Source organism: Kitasatospora sp. NPDC048286 (genome assembly GCF_043201735.1).
In the GTDB taxonomy this organism is placed as follows: Bacteria; Actinomycetota; Actinomycetes; order Streptomycetales; family Streptomycetaceae; genus Kitasatospora.
On record NZ_JBICZE010000016.1, the window covers coordinates 46720 to 64635 of the forward strand.

The following is a 17916-nucleotide window of genomic DNA, read 5'->3' on the forward strand; positions in this document are numbered from 1 at the left end:
CTCACCGTTCGTCATCGTCGGGGCGGCCGGAGTCGGCGGCTTCGTCGGGGTTGCCGGGGGCGGACTCCTCCGGTCCGTCCAGCGCGGCGGCATCGAGTCCGTCCAGCGCGGCGGCTTCGAGTTCGCTGAGCACCAGGTCCTCCACCAGGTCGGCCAGGGCGGCCACGGTGCGGGAGACCAGCACGTCGCGGGGGGTGAGCGTGACGCCGAAGGCGTCGTTGGCCCGGGAGGCGATCAGCAGGGCGCGCATGGAGTCGCCGCCCAGCTGGAAGAAGTCGTCGGTGGCGCCGACGGCGGTGTGCAGGGTCGCGGCCCAGATCTCCGCCACCGCCTCCTCGGTGGGGGTGCGGGGCGCGACCCGCCCGGCCGGCCCGGTCTCCTCCGGTGCGGGGGCGGGCAGGGCGGCGCGGTCGGTCTTGCCGCTCGCGGTGAGCGGGAAGCGCTCCAGCACGGCGAAGGCCGAGGGCACCATGTGCCCGGGCAGCGAGCGGGCGGCCAGGGCGCGCAGTTCGGCGCCGGTCGGTGGTTCGGTGCCGGGGGCGGCCAGCAGGTGGGCGACCAGCCGGGGCAGCCCGGGCTCGTCCTCCCGGATGCTCACCACGGCGTCCAGGACGGCCGGGTGGCGGGTCAGCACGGCCTCCACCTCGCCCGCCTCGATCCGGTGTCCGCGCAGTTTGAGCTGGTGGTCGGTGCGGCCCAGGTAGTGCAGTTCGCCGTGGCGGTCGCGGCGCACCAGGTCCCCGGTGCGGTACATCCGGGTGCCGGGCGGCCCGTACGGGTCGGCGGTGAAGCGGGCGGCGGTCAGGCCGGGGCGGCCGAGGTAGCCGCGGGCCAGGGCCGGTCCGCTGAGCCACAGTTCGCCGGGAACGCCGTCGGGCACCGGCCGCAGCCGGGCGTCCAGGACGTACGCGCCGGTGGCGGGCAGCGGGCGGCCGATCGGCGGGGCGGCGCCGTCCGCGGTCAGCGGCGCGGACCAGGTGGCGACCACGGTGGCCTCGGTGGGGCCGTAGGAGTTGACCATCCGGTGGTGCGGGGCCCAGCGGGCGACCAGCTCGGCGCCGCAGGCCTCGGCGCCGACGATCAGGGTCTTCAGCGCGGGCAGGCTGCCGGGGGTGTCGGCCGGCAGGGTGGCCAGGGCGGCGGGCGGCAGCAGGGTGTGGGTGATGCCCTCCGCCCGCAGCAGCCCGGCCAGTTGGGCGCCGAGCAGGGGGCCGGGCTCGGGCACCACCAGCCGGGCGCCGTGCGGCAGGGCCAGGCACAGTTCGAGCACCGAGGCGTCGAAGCTGGGGGTGGCGAAGGCCAGCACCCGGTCCCCGGGGGCGATCCGGTAGTGCTCGGCCTCGGCGGCGGCGAAGGCGGCCAGGCCGCGGTGGGTGACGACGACGCCCTTGGGGGTGCCGGTGGAGCCGGAGGTGAAGATGACGTAGGCCGGGTCGTCCGGGTCGAGCGGGCGGGTCCGGTCGGCGTCGGTCGGGCGGTGGTCCGGGGCTCCGTCCGAGGCGGCCAGGAGTTCGGCGACATCCTTGGCGTCCAGGGTCAGGGCGGGCGCCGCGTCGCGCAGCATCGCCTCGATCCGCTCCTCGGGGTAGTGCGGGTCGACGGGCAGGAACGCGGCGCCGGTCTTCGCCACGGCCAGTTCGGCGAGCACGGTGTCCGCCGAACGGGGCAGCAGCAGGGCGACGATCTCCCCGGGGCCGGCGCCGCGCGCGATCAGCCGGTGGGCGAGGCGGTCGGCGTGGGCCTCGGCCTCGGCGTAGGTCAGCTCCCGGCCGGCGGCGCTCAGGGCGACGCCCCGCGGCCACCGGTCCGCGGCGGCCTCGACCAGGGCGGGCAGGGTCGCCGGGGGCACCGGGGCGAGCGCCGGGCGGGCCGGGCCGCGCAGCAGCCGCTCGCGTTCGCCGGGCGGCAGCAGGTCCAGCTCGTCCAGCGGGGTGGTGCCGTCCGAGTCGGCCAGCGCGGACAGGGTGTGCAGCAGCTGGTCGGCGAGGCGGCCTGCGGTCTCCCGGTCGAGGTGGCGGGGGTCGTGGCCGAGTTCCACGGCGAGCCGCTCGCCGGGCGAGACGACCACGGTGAGCGGGTAGTTGGTGGCCTCCCGGGCGTCCAGTTCGCGCACCAGCAGGCCGTACGCGCCGGCCGTGGCGTCGCCGACCGGGTAGTTCTCGAAGACCACCAGGCTGTCGAACAGCTCGGTGCCCGGCGGGACCTGGCTCAGCCCGTGCATCCGCGCCAGCGGCAGGTGGTCGTGGCGGCGGTCTTCGGCCTGCTCCTCCTGGAGGGCGCGCAGCCAGTCGGCGCACGGCTGCCGGCCGTCGACGGCGACCCGGGCCGGCAGGGTGGTGATGAACAGGCCGACGATGTCGTCGGAGCCGGGCAGGTCGGTGGGCCGGCCGGAGACGGTGGTGCCGAAGCAGACCCGCCGTTCGCCGCTCCAGCGCGACAGCAGCAGCGCCCAGGCGCCCTGGACCACGGTGTTGAGGGTCAGCCGGTGGCGGCGGGCGAACTCCTGGAGCCGCTCGGTGCCCGCCTCGTCCAGCCGGTGCGAGAGCCAGTCCCCGGAGCGGGCGGTGTCGCCCGGGGCGGGCCGGCGGTCGTAGGGCAGCGCGGTGGGGGCGGTGAGGTCGGCCAGTACGCCGCGCCAGTGCTCGACGGCGGCGGCGGTGTCGCGGGCGGCGAGCCAGCCGACGTAGTCGGCGAAGGGCCGGCGCTCGGGCAGGGCGGGCCGCTCGCCGCGGGCGAGGGCGGCGTGGGCGGCCAGCACGTCCGCGAGGACGTGGAAGACGCTCCAGCCGTCCAGCAGCACGTGGTGGAACTCCCACACCACCCGGACGGCGTCCGGGCCGAGCCGGATCAGGTCGAGCCTCAGCAGCGGGGCCCGGTCCAGGGCGAGCGGCCGGCCCCGGCGGTCGGCGAGCAACTCCTCCAGCCGGTCGCGCTGTTCGGCCGCGGTCAGGGCGCTCCAGTCGTGTTCGGTGACCGGCAGCGCGGCCTCACGGTGGACCAGCTGGAGCGGTACGGGGACGTCGCGCAGCACCACGGAGGTGCGCAGCACCGGGGTGCGGTCGACGACGTGCTGCCAGGCGGCGGCCAGCAGGCCCACGTCCCGGGCGCCGTCCAGGACGAAGGTGATCTGCTCGACGTACAGGCCGTGTTCGGCCTCGTCCAGGCCGTGCACCACCATGCCGGTCTGGGTGGGGGTGAGCGGCTGGATCTGCGTCACCTCCCGTCCGCTGCCGGCCAGTCGGTCGACGGCGGCCTGGTCGAGGCCGGCCAGCGGGAAGTCGGAGGGGGTGCGGCCGCCGGCGCCGGGTTCGGCGCAGTGGCGGACGATCTCCCGCAGCTCGTCCAGCAGTTCGGCGGCCAGCCTGGCGACCGTCCCGCCGTGGTGCACCGCGCGGGAGTAGGACCAGGTGAAGGAGAGCCGGCCCTCGGTGACCTGCCCGAGCACGTCCAGCAGGTGGGGGCGGCGGGCCGTGCGGTCCATGCCGCCGGTGAGCGGGCCGGCCGGGGCGTGCAGCAGGCCGCCGGGGGTGGCGGTCCGGTCCTGCCGGCCCAGGTAGTTGAAGCCGATCCGCGGCAGGGCCAGGCCCGGCACGGGCCGCAGGTGGCGCAGGGCGCCGTGGCCGAGGCCGCCGCCCGGGACGGCGCGCAGGCTCTCCTTGACGGCCTTCAGGGCGGTGCCGGTGTCGGCGCCCGGGGGCAGGTCCAGGGCGACGGGGTACATCGTGGTGAACCAGCCGACGGTGCGGGACAGGTCGACGCCGTCGAGGAGTTCCTCGCGGCCGTGGCCCTCCAGGGCGACCAGCACCCGGCTGCGTCCGGTCCAGCGGGCCAGGACCCGGCCGAGGGCGCAGAGCAGGACGTCGTTGACCCGGGTGCGGTAGGCGTCGGGGACGTCCTGGAGGAGTCGGCGGGTGTCCTCGGCACCCAGGGCGAAGGTCAGCGACTCCTCGGTGTCGGCGGTGTTGGCGCCGTCCAGGTCGGTGGGCAGGGTGTCGTCCGGGCCGGTGGGCGGGGTGTCGTCCACCAGGCCCTGCCAGTACGGGAGTTCCTGGTCGAAGCCGCCGGCCGCGGTGTGCGCGGAGAGCCGCTCGGCCCAGGCCCGGAAGGAGGTGGTCTTGGCGCCGAGGTCGGGCAGCTCGCCCGCGGCCAGGGCGCGGTGGGCGCGCTCCAGGTCCTCCAACAGGATCCTCCAGGACACCGCGTCGACGACCAGGTGGTGCGCGGCCAGCAGCAGCACCGGGCGGGGCTCGCCGGGGAAGCGGCAGAGCGCGGCCCGCAGCAGCGGTCCGGCGGCCAGGTCGAAGCCGTCGGCCAGGCGCTCGCCGAGCTCCCGCAGGACGGCCTCCCGCTGCTCGCCCCCGGCGGCCTCGTGGACGCGCAGGTCGGGCGCCTGGCCGGGGGCGGTGCCGTGCTGGCGCCACCGGCCGTCGGCGAGCGGTTCGTAGCGCATCCGCAGGGCGTCGTGGTGGTCCAGGACGGCGGCCAGGGCGGCGCGCAGGGTGGGCTCGTCGGTGTCGGGGGCGAGGGTGAAGGAGACGGACTGGGTGAGCCGGGCCGGGTCGCCGTCGAGGGTGTCCAGCAGCCAGTGCTGGACGGGGGTGAGTGGGGCGTCGCCGGTGACGGCGCCCTGGTCGGCGGCCTGCTCGGGGCGCGGCGACCGTTCGGCGGCGCGGGCGAGTTCGGCCAGGGTCTGGTGGGCGAACAGGTGGCGGGGGGTCAGCGCGAGGCCGACCCGGCGGGCCGCCGAGACGATCTGGATGCCGAGGATGGAGTCCCCGCCGAGGGCGAAGTAGTTGTCGTCGGCGCTCACTTCGGGCACGCCGAGTACCTCGCGCCAGATCGCGGCGAGGGCCCGCTCGGTGTCGGTGCCCGGCTGCCGGTCGCTCCCGGTGCCCTGGGCCGCGGGGACGGGGACGGGCAGGGCGCGCCGGTCCAGCTTGCCGGTGGCGCCGAGCGGCAGCCGCTCCAGCGGCACCACCAGGGCGGGCACCAGGTGGTCGGGCAGGGTGCGGCCGAGGAAGTCCCGCCACTGGGCCGGGTCGGGCAGGGCGCCGTCGCGCGGCACCGCGTAGCCGACCAGCCGCTTGTGGCCGTCCTGGTCGACCACCCGGGCGGCCGCGGCCGACACCATGGGGTGGCGGGCCAGCGCGGCCTCGACCTCGCCGAGTTCGATCCGGAAGCCGCGCACCTTGACCTGGTCGTCGGCGCGGCCGAGGTAGTCGAGTTCGCCGTCGGCGCTCCAGCGGACCCGGTCACCGGTGCGGTACATCCGGCTGCCGGGCGGGCCGTACGGGTCGGGCAGGAAGCGCCCGGCGGTCAGCCCGGGGCGGCGCAGGTAGCCGCGCGCCACGCCGGTGCCGGCCAGGTACAGCTCCCCCGGCGCGCCGACGGGCACCGGGCGCAGCCACTCGTCCAGGACGTAGGCGCGGGCGCCGCCGACGGGCCGGCCGATCGGCGGGTCGCGGTCCGGGTCGGCGGGGTCGCAGGTGTGGGCGGTGGCGTAGACGGTGGCCTCGGTGGGGCCGTAGATGTTGAGCACCCGACAGCCGGGGACGGCCTCGCGGACCTGGCGCACGGTGCGGGCGGGCAGTCCCTCGCCGGCCAGCACCACGGTGTCCGCGGCGAGGTGGACGGCGCCGTCGGCGAGCAGTCCGCCGAGCGCGGAGGGCACGGCGCTCAGCAGGCCTGCCCGCCAAGGGCCTGTCTTCAAACTCGCGTCTGCGGGGCGACGCTCCCCCAGCCTTCGGCCGGGAGGTACCCCCAGGGCACAAGCGCACCTCGCCGCGTTGTCGTCGGTCGCCAATGCTCCGCAGTGGCTCCCTCCTCCGCCTTGCGATGCACGCACCCCAACGCCGCCCCGCCCGCCCTCCGGGCGGACGACGGGAGTTTGAAGACCGGCCCTAGAACCGGGCCGCTCGGCCAGGGCCAGCAGGTCGCGCAGCAGTTCCACGCAGCCGCCGGAGAGCAGCGGCGCGAAGATCTCGAACACCGAGACGTCGAAGTTGAGCGAGGTGGCGGCGAGCACGTGCTCCAGGCCGTGGCCGGCGAACTCGGCGGCGGCCCAGTCGGTCAGGGCGAGCACCGAGGCGTGGGCGACCACCACGCCCTTGGGGCGGCCGGTCGAGCCGGAGGTGTGGATGACGTACGCGGGGTGCTCCGGGAGCAGGGCGCCGTGCCGCTCCTCCTCGCGTACGGGCTCGGCGGGGGCGGCGGCGAGCCGTTCCCGGCAGGCGGGGTCGTCCAGGACGATCCGGGCGTACGGGCCGTCCGGCAGCCGCTGCCCGGCGTCCGCGCCGGTGACCACGGCGTCGGGCCGGACGTCCTCGAAGAGGTAGGCGATCCGCTCGGCCGGGTAGCCGGGGTCGACGGGCAGGTACGCGGCGCCGCTCTTGAGCACCGCGAGCAGTGCCACGGCCAGCTCGACGGTGCGGGGCAGGGCGAGCGCGACGAAGCGCTCGGGGCCGGCCCCGGCCTCGATCAGCAGCCGGGCCAGCCGGTTGGAGCGTTCGTCCAGCTCCCGGTAGGTCAGCTGTTCGTCGCCGGAGCGGACGGCCGGGGCGTCGGGGGTGCGGGCGGCCTGCCGGGCGAAGGCCTGCGGCACGGTCCGCCGGGGCGCCTCGCGCACCGGGCCGGCGAGGCGGTCCAGCAGGGCGCGCCCCTCGGCCGGGTCCAGCAGCGGCAGGTCGCCGGCCGTCCGGTCGAGGCCGGCGGCCATCCCCGCGAGCAGGGTGCGCAGGCTCGCGCCGAGCCGTTCGACGGTGGCGGCGTCGAAGGCGGCCGGGTCGTGGTCCAGGCTGACCTCGATGTCCGCGCCGGGTGCCACCACCACGCTGAGCGGGTAGCTGGTCGGCTCCAGCACGTGCTCGGTCTCCACGCCGAGGCCGTGCCTGGTCAGCGACTCGGCGTCGAAGGGGTAGTTCTCGAAGACCACGATGCTGTCGAACAGGGCGGTGCCGCCGGGCAGTTCGCTCCAGCCCTGGAGCTGGGCCAGCGAGACGGCGTCGTGCCGGCGGGCCTCGGACTGCTGGTCCTGCACCTCCCGCAGCCAGTCCAGCAGCGGGCGGGCGGCGTCGATCCGCACCCGGGTCGGCAGGGCGTTGATGAACAGCCCCACCATCGAGGTGACGCCGGGCAGTTCGGCGGGCCGGCCGGAGACGATGGTGCCGAAGACCACGTCCTGCCCGCCGCCGTAGCGGGAGAGCAGCAGCGCCCAGGCGCCCTGGAGCACGGTGTTGACGGTCAGCCCGGCCTGCCGGGCGGTGTCGCGCAGCCGGTCGGACAGCTCGGGGCCGAGCGCGACCCGTACCGAGGCCGAGGAGGAGGCGCGGTGGGCGCCGGCCGGGCGGCGGTCCCGGGGCAGTTCGGTGGGGGCGGGGAAGCCGGCCAGGGTGTCGCGCCAGTACCCCTCGACCTGCGCCCGGTCCTGGCCGGCCAGCCAGCGCAGGTAGTCGGCGTAGGGCGCGCGCTCCACCGGGGCGGGGGCGCGGCCGGCGGTGAGGGCGGCGTAGCGCTCGCAGACCTCGTCGAAGACCTGGGCGGCGCTCCAGCCGTCGAGCAGCACGTGGTGGAAGGTCCACACCACCCGCACCCGGGTCGGGGTCAGCCGGATCAGGGTCAGCCGCAGCAGCGGCGCGACGCCGAGGTCGAGCCCGGCCGCGCGGTCCTCGGCGAGCAGCCGGGCGGTGTCCCGCTCGACCTGCTCGGCGGGGCGGCCGCTCCAGTCGTGGTGGGTCACCGGGACGGCGGCCCGGTGCCGGACGACCTGGAGCGGTTCGGCGCCGTCCTGCCAGCTGAGCCGGGTGCGCAGGATGGCGTTGGCGTCGGCGGTCTGCTGCCAGGCCTCGGCCAGCGCGTGCGGGTCGGTGACCCCGGACAGCACCAGCTGCACCTGGTTGACGTAGGTGTCGCCGTCCGGGTCGAGCAGGCTGTGGAAGAGCATCCCGGCCTGCATCGGCGTCAGCGGGTAGACGTCGGCGACGGATCGGCCGTCCCCGGCGATCCGGTCCACCGCCGCCTGGTCGAGCCGGGCGAGCGGGAAGTCGGACGGGGTGCGGCCGCCGGCGCCGGGCTCGGCGCAGTGGGCGACGATCTCCTCGAGCGCGCCCAGCATGGCCCGCGCCAGTCCGTCGACGGTGCTCGCGTGGTGCCGGCCGGCGCTGAAGTACCAGCCGATCTCCAGCCGGCCGTCCTCGACCCGGGCGACGACGTCCAGCAGGTGGGGGCGCTCGGTGCCGGGGGCCTCCGTGCCGCCGAGGCCGCCGGGGACGGCGCAGACCAGGGCGGCGCCGTCTGCGGACCAGTCGAAGCGGCCCAGGTAGTTGAAGCTGATGCCGGGGGCGGGCGCGTCGGCGAGCGCCCCGTCCCGGGCGAGGTGGCGCAGCGCGCCGTAGCCGAGGCCGCGGTCGGGCACGGCCCGCAGCTGTTCCTTGACGGCCTTGAGCGCCGTGCCCCAGTCGCCCGCCGGGACGTCCAGGGCGACGGGGAAGAGCGAGGTGAACCAGCCGACCGTACGGGACAGGTCGAGGCCGTCGAACAGGCCGTCCTCACGGCCGTGGCCCTCCAGGCCGACGGCGACGGTGCGGCGTCCGGTCCAGTCGGCGAGCACCCGGCCGAGCGCGGTGAGCAGCACGTCGTCGATCCGGGTGCGGTAGACGGCGGGGACGTGGCGCAGCAGGGCGTCGGTGCGTTCGCGGTCCAGCCGGACGGTCACCTCGCGCAGGTCGGCGGCGGTGTTGCCGCCCTCGCCGTCCACCGGCAGCGGCTCGGCACAGGCCCGGGCGGCGGCCGCCCAGTGGGCGCGCTGCCCGGCGAAGCCGCCGGCCGCGGTGTGCCCGGCCAGCCGGCGGGCCCACTCCCGGACGGAGCTGGTGCGGGCGGGCAGCCGCAGCGGGCGGCCCTCGACGGCCTGCCGGTAGGCGGTCTCCAGGTCCTCCAGCAGGACCCGCCAGGAGACGCCGTCGACGGCCAGGTGGTGGACGGCCAGCTGCAGCCGGTCGGGCCCCGAGGTGCCACGCATCAGGCGGGCGGTGAGCAGCGGGCCGCCGTCCAGCCGGAAGGAGCGGGCCCCGGCCTCGTCCGCGGCGCCCGGCGCGCACACCTCCAGCAGCTCGGGCGCGGCCTCGTCGGCGGGGGCGCAGTACTGCCGCCAGGTGCCGTCCTCGGCGCGGGTGAAGCGGGAGCGCAGCGCGTCGTGGTGCGCCCACAGGGCGGCCAGCGCCCGGCGCAGGGCCTGCGGGTCGACGGTGCCGGGGGCCTCCACCACGACGGACTGGTCGAACTGCCCGGCGTGCGGCGGGTTCGGGTCGAGGAACCAGTGCTGGATCGGCGTCAGGCCGACCTCGCCGCTGACGGGTTCGGTGCCGGCCACGGTGACGGCGCTGCCGGCGGCCGCGGCCAGGGCGGCGACGGTGGGGTGCCGGAAGAGGTCGCGCGGGGAGAGCGCGAGTCCGGCGGCGCGGGCCCGGGAGACGACCTGGATGCTCAGGATGGAGTCGCCGCCGAGCAGGAAGAAGTCGTCGTCCAGCCCGACCCGTTCGACGCCGAGCAGCTCGGACCAGATCGCGGCGAGCAGCCGTTCGCGGTCGGTGCCGGGGGCGCGGTGGGGGCGGTCGCCGACCGCCGACCAGTCGGGGGCGGGGAGCCTGCGGCGGTCCACCTTGCCGTTGGCGGTGAGCGGGAGTTCGGGCAGGGTGACGAAGGCCGCGGGCAGCATGTAGTCGGGCAGGTCGGCGGCCAGGTGGGCGCGCAGTTCGGCGGCGCCGGGCGGCTCGGCGCCCTCGGCGGGCACCAGGTGGGCGGCGAGGCGCTTGCGTCCGGCGTCCTGGTGCAGCGAGACGACGGCCTCGGCGACGGCCGGGTGGGCGGTGAGCCTGGCCTCGATCTCGGCGGGTTCGATCCGGAAGCCGCGGATCTTGATCTGGTCGTCGGCGCGGCCGACGAAGTGCAGTTCGCCGTCCTCGCTCCACCGGACGGTGTCGCCGGTGCGGTACATCCGGCCGCCGGGCGGGCCGAAGGGGTCGGCGAGGTAGCGGGCGGCGCTCTCGCCGGGGCGGCCCGCGTAGCCGCGGGCGAGGCCGGCCCCGGCGATGTACAGCTCGCCGGTGACGCCCGGGGGCTGCGGCTGGAGCGCGCCGTCCAGGACGTACACCCGGGTGTTGTCCAGCGGGCGGCCGATCGGCAGGACGGCGGGCAGGTCGTCGCCGGCCCGGAAGGCCCGGCGGGTGGCGAAGGTGGTGGTCTCGGTCGGTCCGTAGCCGTCGACCACGGTGAGGCCGGGGCAGGCCGCCAGGACCTTGCGGACGGCGGCGCCGGGCACCGCCTCACCGCCGGTCCACACCTCGCGGGCGCCGCGCAGGCAGCCCGGGTCCTCCTGGGCGAGCAGCCGGAACAGGCCCGCGGTCAGCCACAGGAAGCGCACGCCCCGCTCGGTGACGGCGTGCCGGACGGCGGCGGCGTCCAGGTCCTGCGGCGGGGCGAGGACGGCGGTGCCGCCGCGCAGCAGCGGCACCCAGAGTTCGTAGGTGGCGGCGTCGAAGGCGTGCGGGGAGTGCACCAGCACCCGGTCGTGGCCGGCGAAGGCGCGGTCCAGGGCGAGTGCGGCGACGTCCCGGCGGCGCACCGCGACGCCCTTGGGGGTGCCGGTGGAGCCCGAGGTGAACATCAGGTACTGGACGTTGTCGGGGTGGACGGCCGCCGGGGCCGGGGCCGGGGCCTGCCGGTCGCCGGGCAGGTCCACCCGCAGCACCCGCTCGGCGGGGCGCAGTTCGGCGGCCGCACCCGCCCGGTGGGCGTCGGTGAGCAGCAGGTCCGCGCCGGCCTCGGCCAGCATCCGGTGCAGCCGCTCGCGCGGCGCCCGGCCGTCCAGCGGCACGTACACCCCGCCGGTGCGGACCAGCGCCAGCTGGGCGAGGACCAGGTCGACGGAGCGTTCCATCAGCACCCCGACGGGCTGCTCGACCCGGACCCCGTGCGCGGTCAGCCGTGCGGCCAGCTCGGCGGCCAGGGCGTCGAGTTCGCGGTACGTCAGGTGTCGGTCGCCGGCCTCCAGGGCGATCGCGCCGGGGGTGCGGAGCACCTGGGCGGCGAACAGCTCGGCGATGTCGGCGGCGGGCTCCTCGGCGGCGGTGGCGTTCCAGTCGACCAGGACGCGCCGGCGCTCCTGCCCGGTCAGCAGCGGCAGCCGCGCGGGCGGGCGGTGGGCGCCCTCGGGCAGGCCCGCCAGGACGGCGGTGAGCTGCCCGGCGAGCCGGCGCACCGTGGCTTCGTCGAACAGCCGCGGGTCGTAGCAGAGCCGCAGCGACAGTTCCGGGCCCGGGTAGGCCAGCAGGGCGAGCGGGTAGTTGGTGGTCTCGATGCCGTCCAGCTCGCGCAGCCGCAGGCCGTGGGCGTCGGCCGCGTCCTCGTCGACCGGGTAGTTCTCGAAGACCACCAGGCTGTCGAACAGGGCGGTCTGCTCGGGCAGTTCGGTGCAGGACCGCATCCGGACGAGCGGGACGAAGCCGTGCCGCCGGTCCTCGCTCTGCTCGCGCTGGAGGGTCCGCAGCCAGTCGAGCAGGGTGCCGTCGGCGGGCAGCGTGGTGCGGGTCGGCAGGGTGGTGATGAACAGGCCGGTCATCGTCTCGACGCCGGGCAGCTCGGGCGGCCGCCCGGAGGAGGTGGTGCCGTACACCACCTCGGCCCGCCCGGCCTGGCGGCCCAGCAGCACCGCCCAGGCGCCCTGGACGAGCGTGTTGAGGGTCAGCCCGGAGCCGCGCGCGAGGTCCTCCAGGGCCCTGGTCGCGGCGGCGGGCAGGGTGAACGGCACGGCCCGGGTGGACTCCGCGCGGTGGCTGCGCACCGGCTCCCGGTCGTACGGCAGCGGTGTGGCCTCGGCCAGGCCAGCGAGGCGGGTACGCCAGTGCCGTTCGGCCTCGGCGTGGTCGCGCTCGGCCAGCCAGGCCAGGTAGTCGCGGTAGGGGCGGCGCTCCGGCACGGTGCCGTACGGGACGTCCGCTCCCGGGCCGGCCAGGGCGGCTCCCGAACGGACCAGGGCGGCGTGCACCGCGAAGACGTCGGAGAGCACCTGGAACAGGCTCCAGCCGTCCAGCACCAGGTGGTGGAAGGACCAGAGCACCCGCACCCGGCCGTCCGAGAGCCGGATCAGCAGCAGCCGCTGCAGCGGGGCCTTCGCCAGGTCGAGGCCGCGGGCCCGGTCGCGGTCCAGCAGTTCGGCCGTCCGGGTGCGGCGCTCCTCCTCGGGCAGCTCGCGCCAGTCCAGGTGGGTGACGGGCACGGCCACCCGGCGGTGCACCACCAGCAGCGGCTCGGGCACCTCCTGCCAGCGGACGTGGGCGCGCAGCACCGCGGTGCGGTCGGTGACCCACTGCCAGGCCTCGGCGAGGCGCGCCGGGTCGGGCACCCCGTCGAGGACGAAGTCCAGCTGCTGGAAGTAGGCGCCGCTGTCCTCCTCGGCGAGGCCGTGGAAGAGCATGCCGGACTGGGTCGGGGTGAGCGGCAGGACGTCCTCCACCGCGCCCGGGTCGGCGCCGGTGATCCGGTCGACCGCCGCCTGGTCGAGCCGGGCCAGCGGGAAGTCGGACGGGGTGCGCCCGGCGGCGCCGGGGCGGGCCGCGTGGCGGGCGAGGTCGGCCAGCTCCGCGGCGAAGCGCCGGGCCAGCGCCTCGACGGTCCCGCCGCGGTGGACGGCGGCGGAGTGGAACCAGGTGAACTCCAGCGCGTCGCCGTCCAGGCGGCCGACCACCTCCAGCGGGTGGGGGCGTTCGACGGCCGGGTCGGCGTCCAGCTCCAGCGGCCGGAAGGTGCCGCGGAACAGCCCGTCCTGGCCGTCCGGCAGGGCGATGCGGCCCAGGTAGTTGAAGCCGATCCGGGCCGGCGGGAGCTCGGGCGCGGTGCCGGGGCGGCCGAGGTGGCGCAGCGCCTCGAAGCCGAGGCCGCGCCGGGGGACGGCGCGCAGCTGCTCCTTGACCTGCTTGAGGACGGTGTCCCAGTCGGCTCCGGCGGGGGCGGCCAGGGCGACGGGGTGGCGGGTGGTGAACCAGCCGACCGTACGGCTGAGGTCGAGGTCGGGGAACAGCTCCTCGCGCCCGTGGCCCTCGACGTCCACCACGACCCGCTCCAGTCCGCTCTCCCCGCACAACGCCCGGCCGAGCGCGCTCAGCAGCACGTCGTTGGCCTGGGTGCGGTAGGTGTCGGGCAGGGTGCGCAGCAGGGCGGCGGTGTCGGCGGCGCTCAGCCGGACGGTGACGGAGCGTTCGGTGGCGTAGGTGTCCGGGCCGTCCAGCTCCGCCGCGAACGGCTCGGCGCTCGGCGCGGGAACGGCCCGCGCCCAGTAGGCGCTCTCGTCCTCGAAGCCGCCCCCGGCGGCGAAGGCGCTCAGCCGCTCGGACCACTGCCGCAGCGGCGAGGACTTCGCCGGCAGCGCGGCGGCCCCGCCCCGGCCGTCCCGGCGGGCGCGGTAGGCGGTGTCGAGGTCCTCCAGCAGCACCCGCCAGGAGACCCCGTCCACCACCAGGTGGTGCACCGCCAGGTGCAGGACGGGCGGGCGCCCCTCGGCGCGCTCGTGCAGCACGGCGCGCAGCAGCGGCCCGCCGCCGCCCAGGTCGTAGGGGCCGAAGTGCGGGGTGTCCCGGTCCGGTCCGGTGTGCCGGGCCAGGGGGATCCGGGCGGCCGGATCCTGGATCCGCCACCGGACGGCCCCGGCGTCGTCCGGGGCGGTGAAGGCCGAGCGCAGCGCGTCGTGGTGGGCGACCAGGTCGTTCAGGGCGTCCTCCAGCGCCGCCCGGTCGAGGTCGTCGGGCAGCAGCAGGGAGAGCGCCTGGCCGAAGTGGCCGGCCCGGTCGGCGGCCCGCTCGAACCACCAGCGCTGGATCGGGGTCGGCACGGCGTCGCCGGTGGCGGTGACCGGCGCGGGGGCGGCCGGGGCTTGGGCGTCCTCCGCGGCCAGGGCGAGCGCGGCGACGGTCTGGTGGCGGTAGAGGTCCCGGGAGGTCACCGCCAGTCCGGCCTGCCGGGAGCGGGCCACCACCTGGATGCCGAGGATGGAGTCGCCGCCGAGGTCGAAGAAGTTGTCGTCGGCGCCGACCCGCTCCAGCCGCAGCACCTCGGCCCAGATGCCGGCGAGCGCGCGTTCGGCGGGCGTGCGGGGGGCGACGTGGCGGGTGGCGGGCGCGACCGGTCCCGGGTCGGGCAGCCGGCCGCGGTCGAGGGTGCCGTCGGGGCCCAGCGGCAGGGCGGTCAGCGGCACCACGACGGCGGGGACCAGGTGATCGGGCAGGGTCAGGGCGAGGGTGCGGCGCACCGCCTCGGGCTCGATCCGGCCGCCGGGGACGGGCACGGCGTAGCCGACCAGCCGCCCGGTGCCCTCGGTGAGGACGGCGGCCGCCTCGGCCACGCCCGGGCAGCGCCGCAGCGCCTGCGCCGCCTCCTCCGGGTCGGTCTGTAGCCCCCGGGGCTCGGCCCAGTGCTCGACCCGGCCGAGGTGCTCCAGTTCGCCGTCGGCCGTCCACCGCACCAGCTCCCCGGTGCGGTGGAGCCGCTCCCCCGGCGCTCCGTACGGGTCGGCGACGAGCCCCTGCTGCTGGGGGAAGTCCCCGGCGAGGTACAACTCGCCCGGGACGCCCACCGGTTGGGGTCGCAGCCCGCGGTCGAGGACGTACGCCCCGGTCCACCCGGGCAGGGCCGCCGCCAGGACGCCCGGGAGCTCCACGGGTGCCTTCCGGGCGTCGAGCAGCGCCCGCTGCTCCGCCTCGGGGATCATCGGCAGTTCGGCGAGGGTGCGCTGCGGCCCGTCCGCCATCCCGGCCAGCAGGTGGTGCAGCCGGTCCGCCAGCGCGGTCACGGTCCGCCGGTCGAACAGGTCGGTGTCGTACTCCACCGTCAGCGTGCAGCCGCCGGCCTCGTCGGGGGTGAACTCCAGCACCAGGTCGAAGCGGGCGGCCGGGCGGGGCAGCGGGTGGTCGGTGAAGCGCAGTCCGCCGGTGGGCGCCGGGGTGGTGGGGGTCTGCTGGACGACGACGACCTGGACCAGCGGGGTCCGGCTGGGGTCGCGGGGCGGGGCCAGTTCCTCGACCACCCGGTCGAAGGGCACCTCGGCGTGGGCGAAGGCGTCCAGCAGGGTGGTGCGCATGCTCTCCACGAAGCGGTCGACGGTGGCCCGTTCGTCCACGTCGCCGCGCAGCACCACGGTGTTGACGAAGAAGCCGGTCACCTCCTCCAGTTCCCGCCGCTCCCGCCCGTTGGTGACGGTGCCGAGGGCCACGTCCCGTTGGCCGGAGTAGCGCGAGAGCAGCAGCGCGGACGCCCCGGCGAACAGGGTGAACACGGTGGTGCCGCGGCCCGCGGCGAGGTGGCGCAGCCGCTCGACCAGTTCGGCCGGGAGGTGGTGGCGGTGCGCCGAGCCGTGGCCGGCGCGCTGGGCGGGCCGGGGGCGGTCGGTGGGCAGCCGCAGGGTCGGCAGGCCGGCCAGGGTGCGCTTCCAGTAGGCGAGGTCCGGTGCGTGGTCGGTGCGGCGGTGCTGCTCCCAGTGGGCGTAGTCGGGGTACTGGAGGGCGGGGGCGGGCAGGGTGTCCGGTTCGCCGGCGGCCTCCGCGCGGTGGAGTTCGGCCAGTTCGCGGGTGAGGACGCCCACCGACCAGCCGTCGGTGACGATGTGGTGCTGCGCCAGCAGCAGCAGGTGCTCGTCGTCGGCGAGCCGGATCAGCAGCAGCCGGGTGAGCGGGCCCGTGGTCAGGTCGTAGGGCCGGGCCAGTTCCTCGGCCAGCAGGCGGTCGGCCGCCGCGGCGCGCTCCCCGGCGGGCAGGGCGCCGAGGTCCTCGGTGCGCAGCGGCGGTTCGGCCCGTTCGGCGACCTGCTGGACGAGCCGTCCGTCGACGGTGGCGACGGTGGTACGCAGCGAGTCGTGCCGGGCGGTGAGCCGCCGCAGCGCCCGGCCGAGGGCCGCCCGGTCGAGGGGGCCGTGCAGCCGCAGGGCCACGCCGGTGTTGTTGGCGGTGCCGCCGGGGGTGAGGTCGTCCAGGAACCAGAGCCGGCGCTGGGCGCTGGACAGCGGCAGCGGCTCGCCGCGCGGGGCGGGCGGGACGGGCTCGTTCGGCGCGGCGGTGGCCGGCTGGTCGAGCAGCGGGGCGAGGGCGGCGACGGTGCGGGCGGTGAAGACGTCCCGCAGGGTGAGCCGGGCGCCCAGCCGTTCGGCGATCCGGGTCAGGGTGCGGGCGGCGAGGACGGAGTCGCCGCCGAGGTCGAAGAAGTCGTCCTCGGCGCCCACCGCGTCGAGGCCGAGGACCTCGGCCCAGATGGCGGCGAGGTCCCGCTCCCGCCCGGTGCGCGGGGCGAGCGGTGCGGCGGCGGTCCGCCGGGCGGGCGCGGGCAGCGCCCGCTGGTCGATCTTGAGCTGTGGGGTGAGCGGGAACGCGTCCAGGACGACGACGGCGGCGGGCACCAGGTGGGCGGGCAGCGCGGCGGCCAGGGCGGTGCGCAGCTCGGCCGGGTCGGGGGCGTGCCCCGGGTCGGTGGGCGTGGCGTAGCCGACCAGCCGGGTGTGTCCCGGCTCGTCCTCGCGGACGATGACGACGGCCTGGTCGACGGCGGGGTGGGCGCGCAGCGCGGCCTCGATCTCGCCGGGCTCGATCCGGAAGCCGCGGACCTTGACCTGCCGGTCGAGCCTCCCGAGGAACTCCAGCTCCCCGTCGGCGTTGCGGCGGGCCCGGTCGCCGGTGCGGTAGAGCCGGGCGCCGGGCGGGCCGAAGGGGTCGGCGACGAAGCGCGCGGCGGTCAGGCCGGGGCGGCCGAGGTAGCCGCGGGCGACGCCCTCGCCGCCGAGGTACAGCTCGCCGTCGGCGCCGGCCGGTTGGGGCCGCATGGCCTCGTCGAGGACGTACACCCGGGCGTGCGGCAGCGCGTCGCCGATGCCGGGGGTGCCGGTGCCGGCGGCGAGCGGTCCGGTCCAGGTGGCGACGATGGTGGCCTCGGTCGGGCCGTAGGAGTTGATCATGCGTCGGTCGGGCGCCCAGCGGTCGACCAGTTCGGCGGGGCAGGCCTCGGCGCCGACGATCAGGGTGCGCAGGTGGTGGCCGGCGCCGGCGGGGACGGTCGCCAGGGCGGCGGGCGGGATCAGGGTGTGGGTGATGCGGTGCTCGTCCAGGACGGCGGCGAGTTCCTCGCCCAGCCAGGGGCCGTCCGGGGGGATCACCAGGGTGGCGCCGGTGAGGACGGAGACGAACAGCTCCAGGACGGAGGCGTCGAAGCTGGGCGAGGAGAACTGGAGCACCCGGTCCCCGGGCCGGACCGCGTAGTTCTCGACGGCGGCGGCGGTGAAGCCGGCGATCCCGCGGTGGGTGACGACCACGCCCTTGGGGGTGCCGGTGGAGCCCGAGGTGTAGATCACGTACGCCGGGTGGTCGGTGCCCGCCACGGCCGGGACGCCCGGGTCGCCGGGGTCGCCGGGGTCGCCCGTCTCCAGCGTGTCGCGGACCGCGGCCGGATCGTCCAGCACGATCACGGGGTCGGCGTCGGCGAGCATCAGCGCCCGCCGCTCGGCGGGGTAGGCCGGGTCCACGGGCAGGAAGGCGGCGCCCGCCCGGACGACGGCCAGTTCGGCGGCGACGAGTTCCATGGAGCGCGGCAGGACCAGCGCCACCGTGCGCTCCGGTCCGGCGCCGCGCCGGCGCAGCTCGCGGGCCAGCCGCTCGACGCGTTCCGCGAGGTCCTGGTACGTCCAGGCGCGCCGGCCGTCGGTCACCGCGGGTGCGTGGGGCGTGCGGGCCGCCTGGGCGGCGAACAGCGCGTCGAGGGTCCGGGGTGCGACGGCTCCCGGGGCTTCGGCGGTGCCGCCGGCCTGCGGCGGAGCGGACGGGCGCACGGGCTGGGCAGGCCGGTCGGCCATGGCGGAAGGTCCTTCCGATGGGGGCGACGACGAGGGCACCG

At 77.2% G+C, this 17916-nt stretch carries 1 protein-coding gene; it reads right to left on the minus strand.

Annotation, left to right across the window (positions count from 1 at the left end):
• Nucleotide 1: 1 nt before the first annotated feature.
• Complete coding sequence (locus ACGF13_RS32195) at nucleotides 2-17875, minus strand: non-ribosomal peptide synthase/polyketide synthase (protein WP_392881997.1); 17874 nt, start codon at nucleotides 17873-17875, stop codon at nucleotides 2-4.
• Between the last annotated feature and the right edge of the window lie 41 nt (nucleotides 17876-17916).

Bases quoted from the DNA above. Each gene is read 5' to 3' on its own strand.
- ACGF13_RS32195 (WP_392881997.1), bottom strand. From the start codon at position 17,875: ATGGCCGACCGGCCTGCCCAGCCCGTGCGCCCGTCCGCTCCGCCGCAG.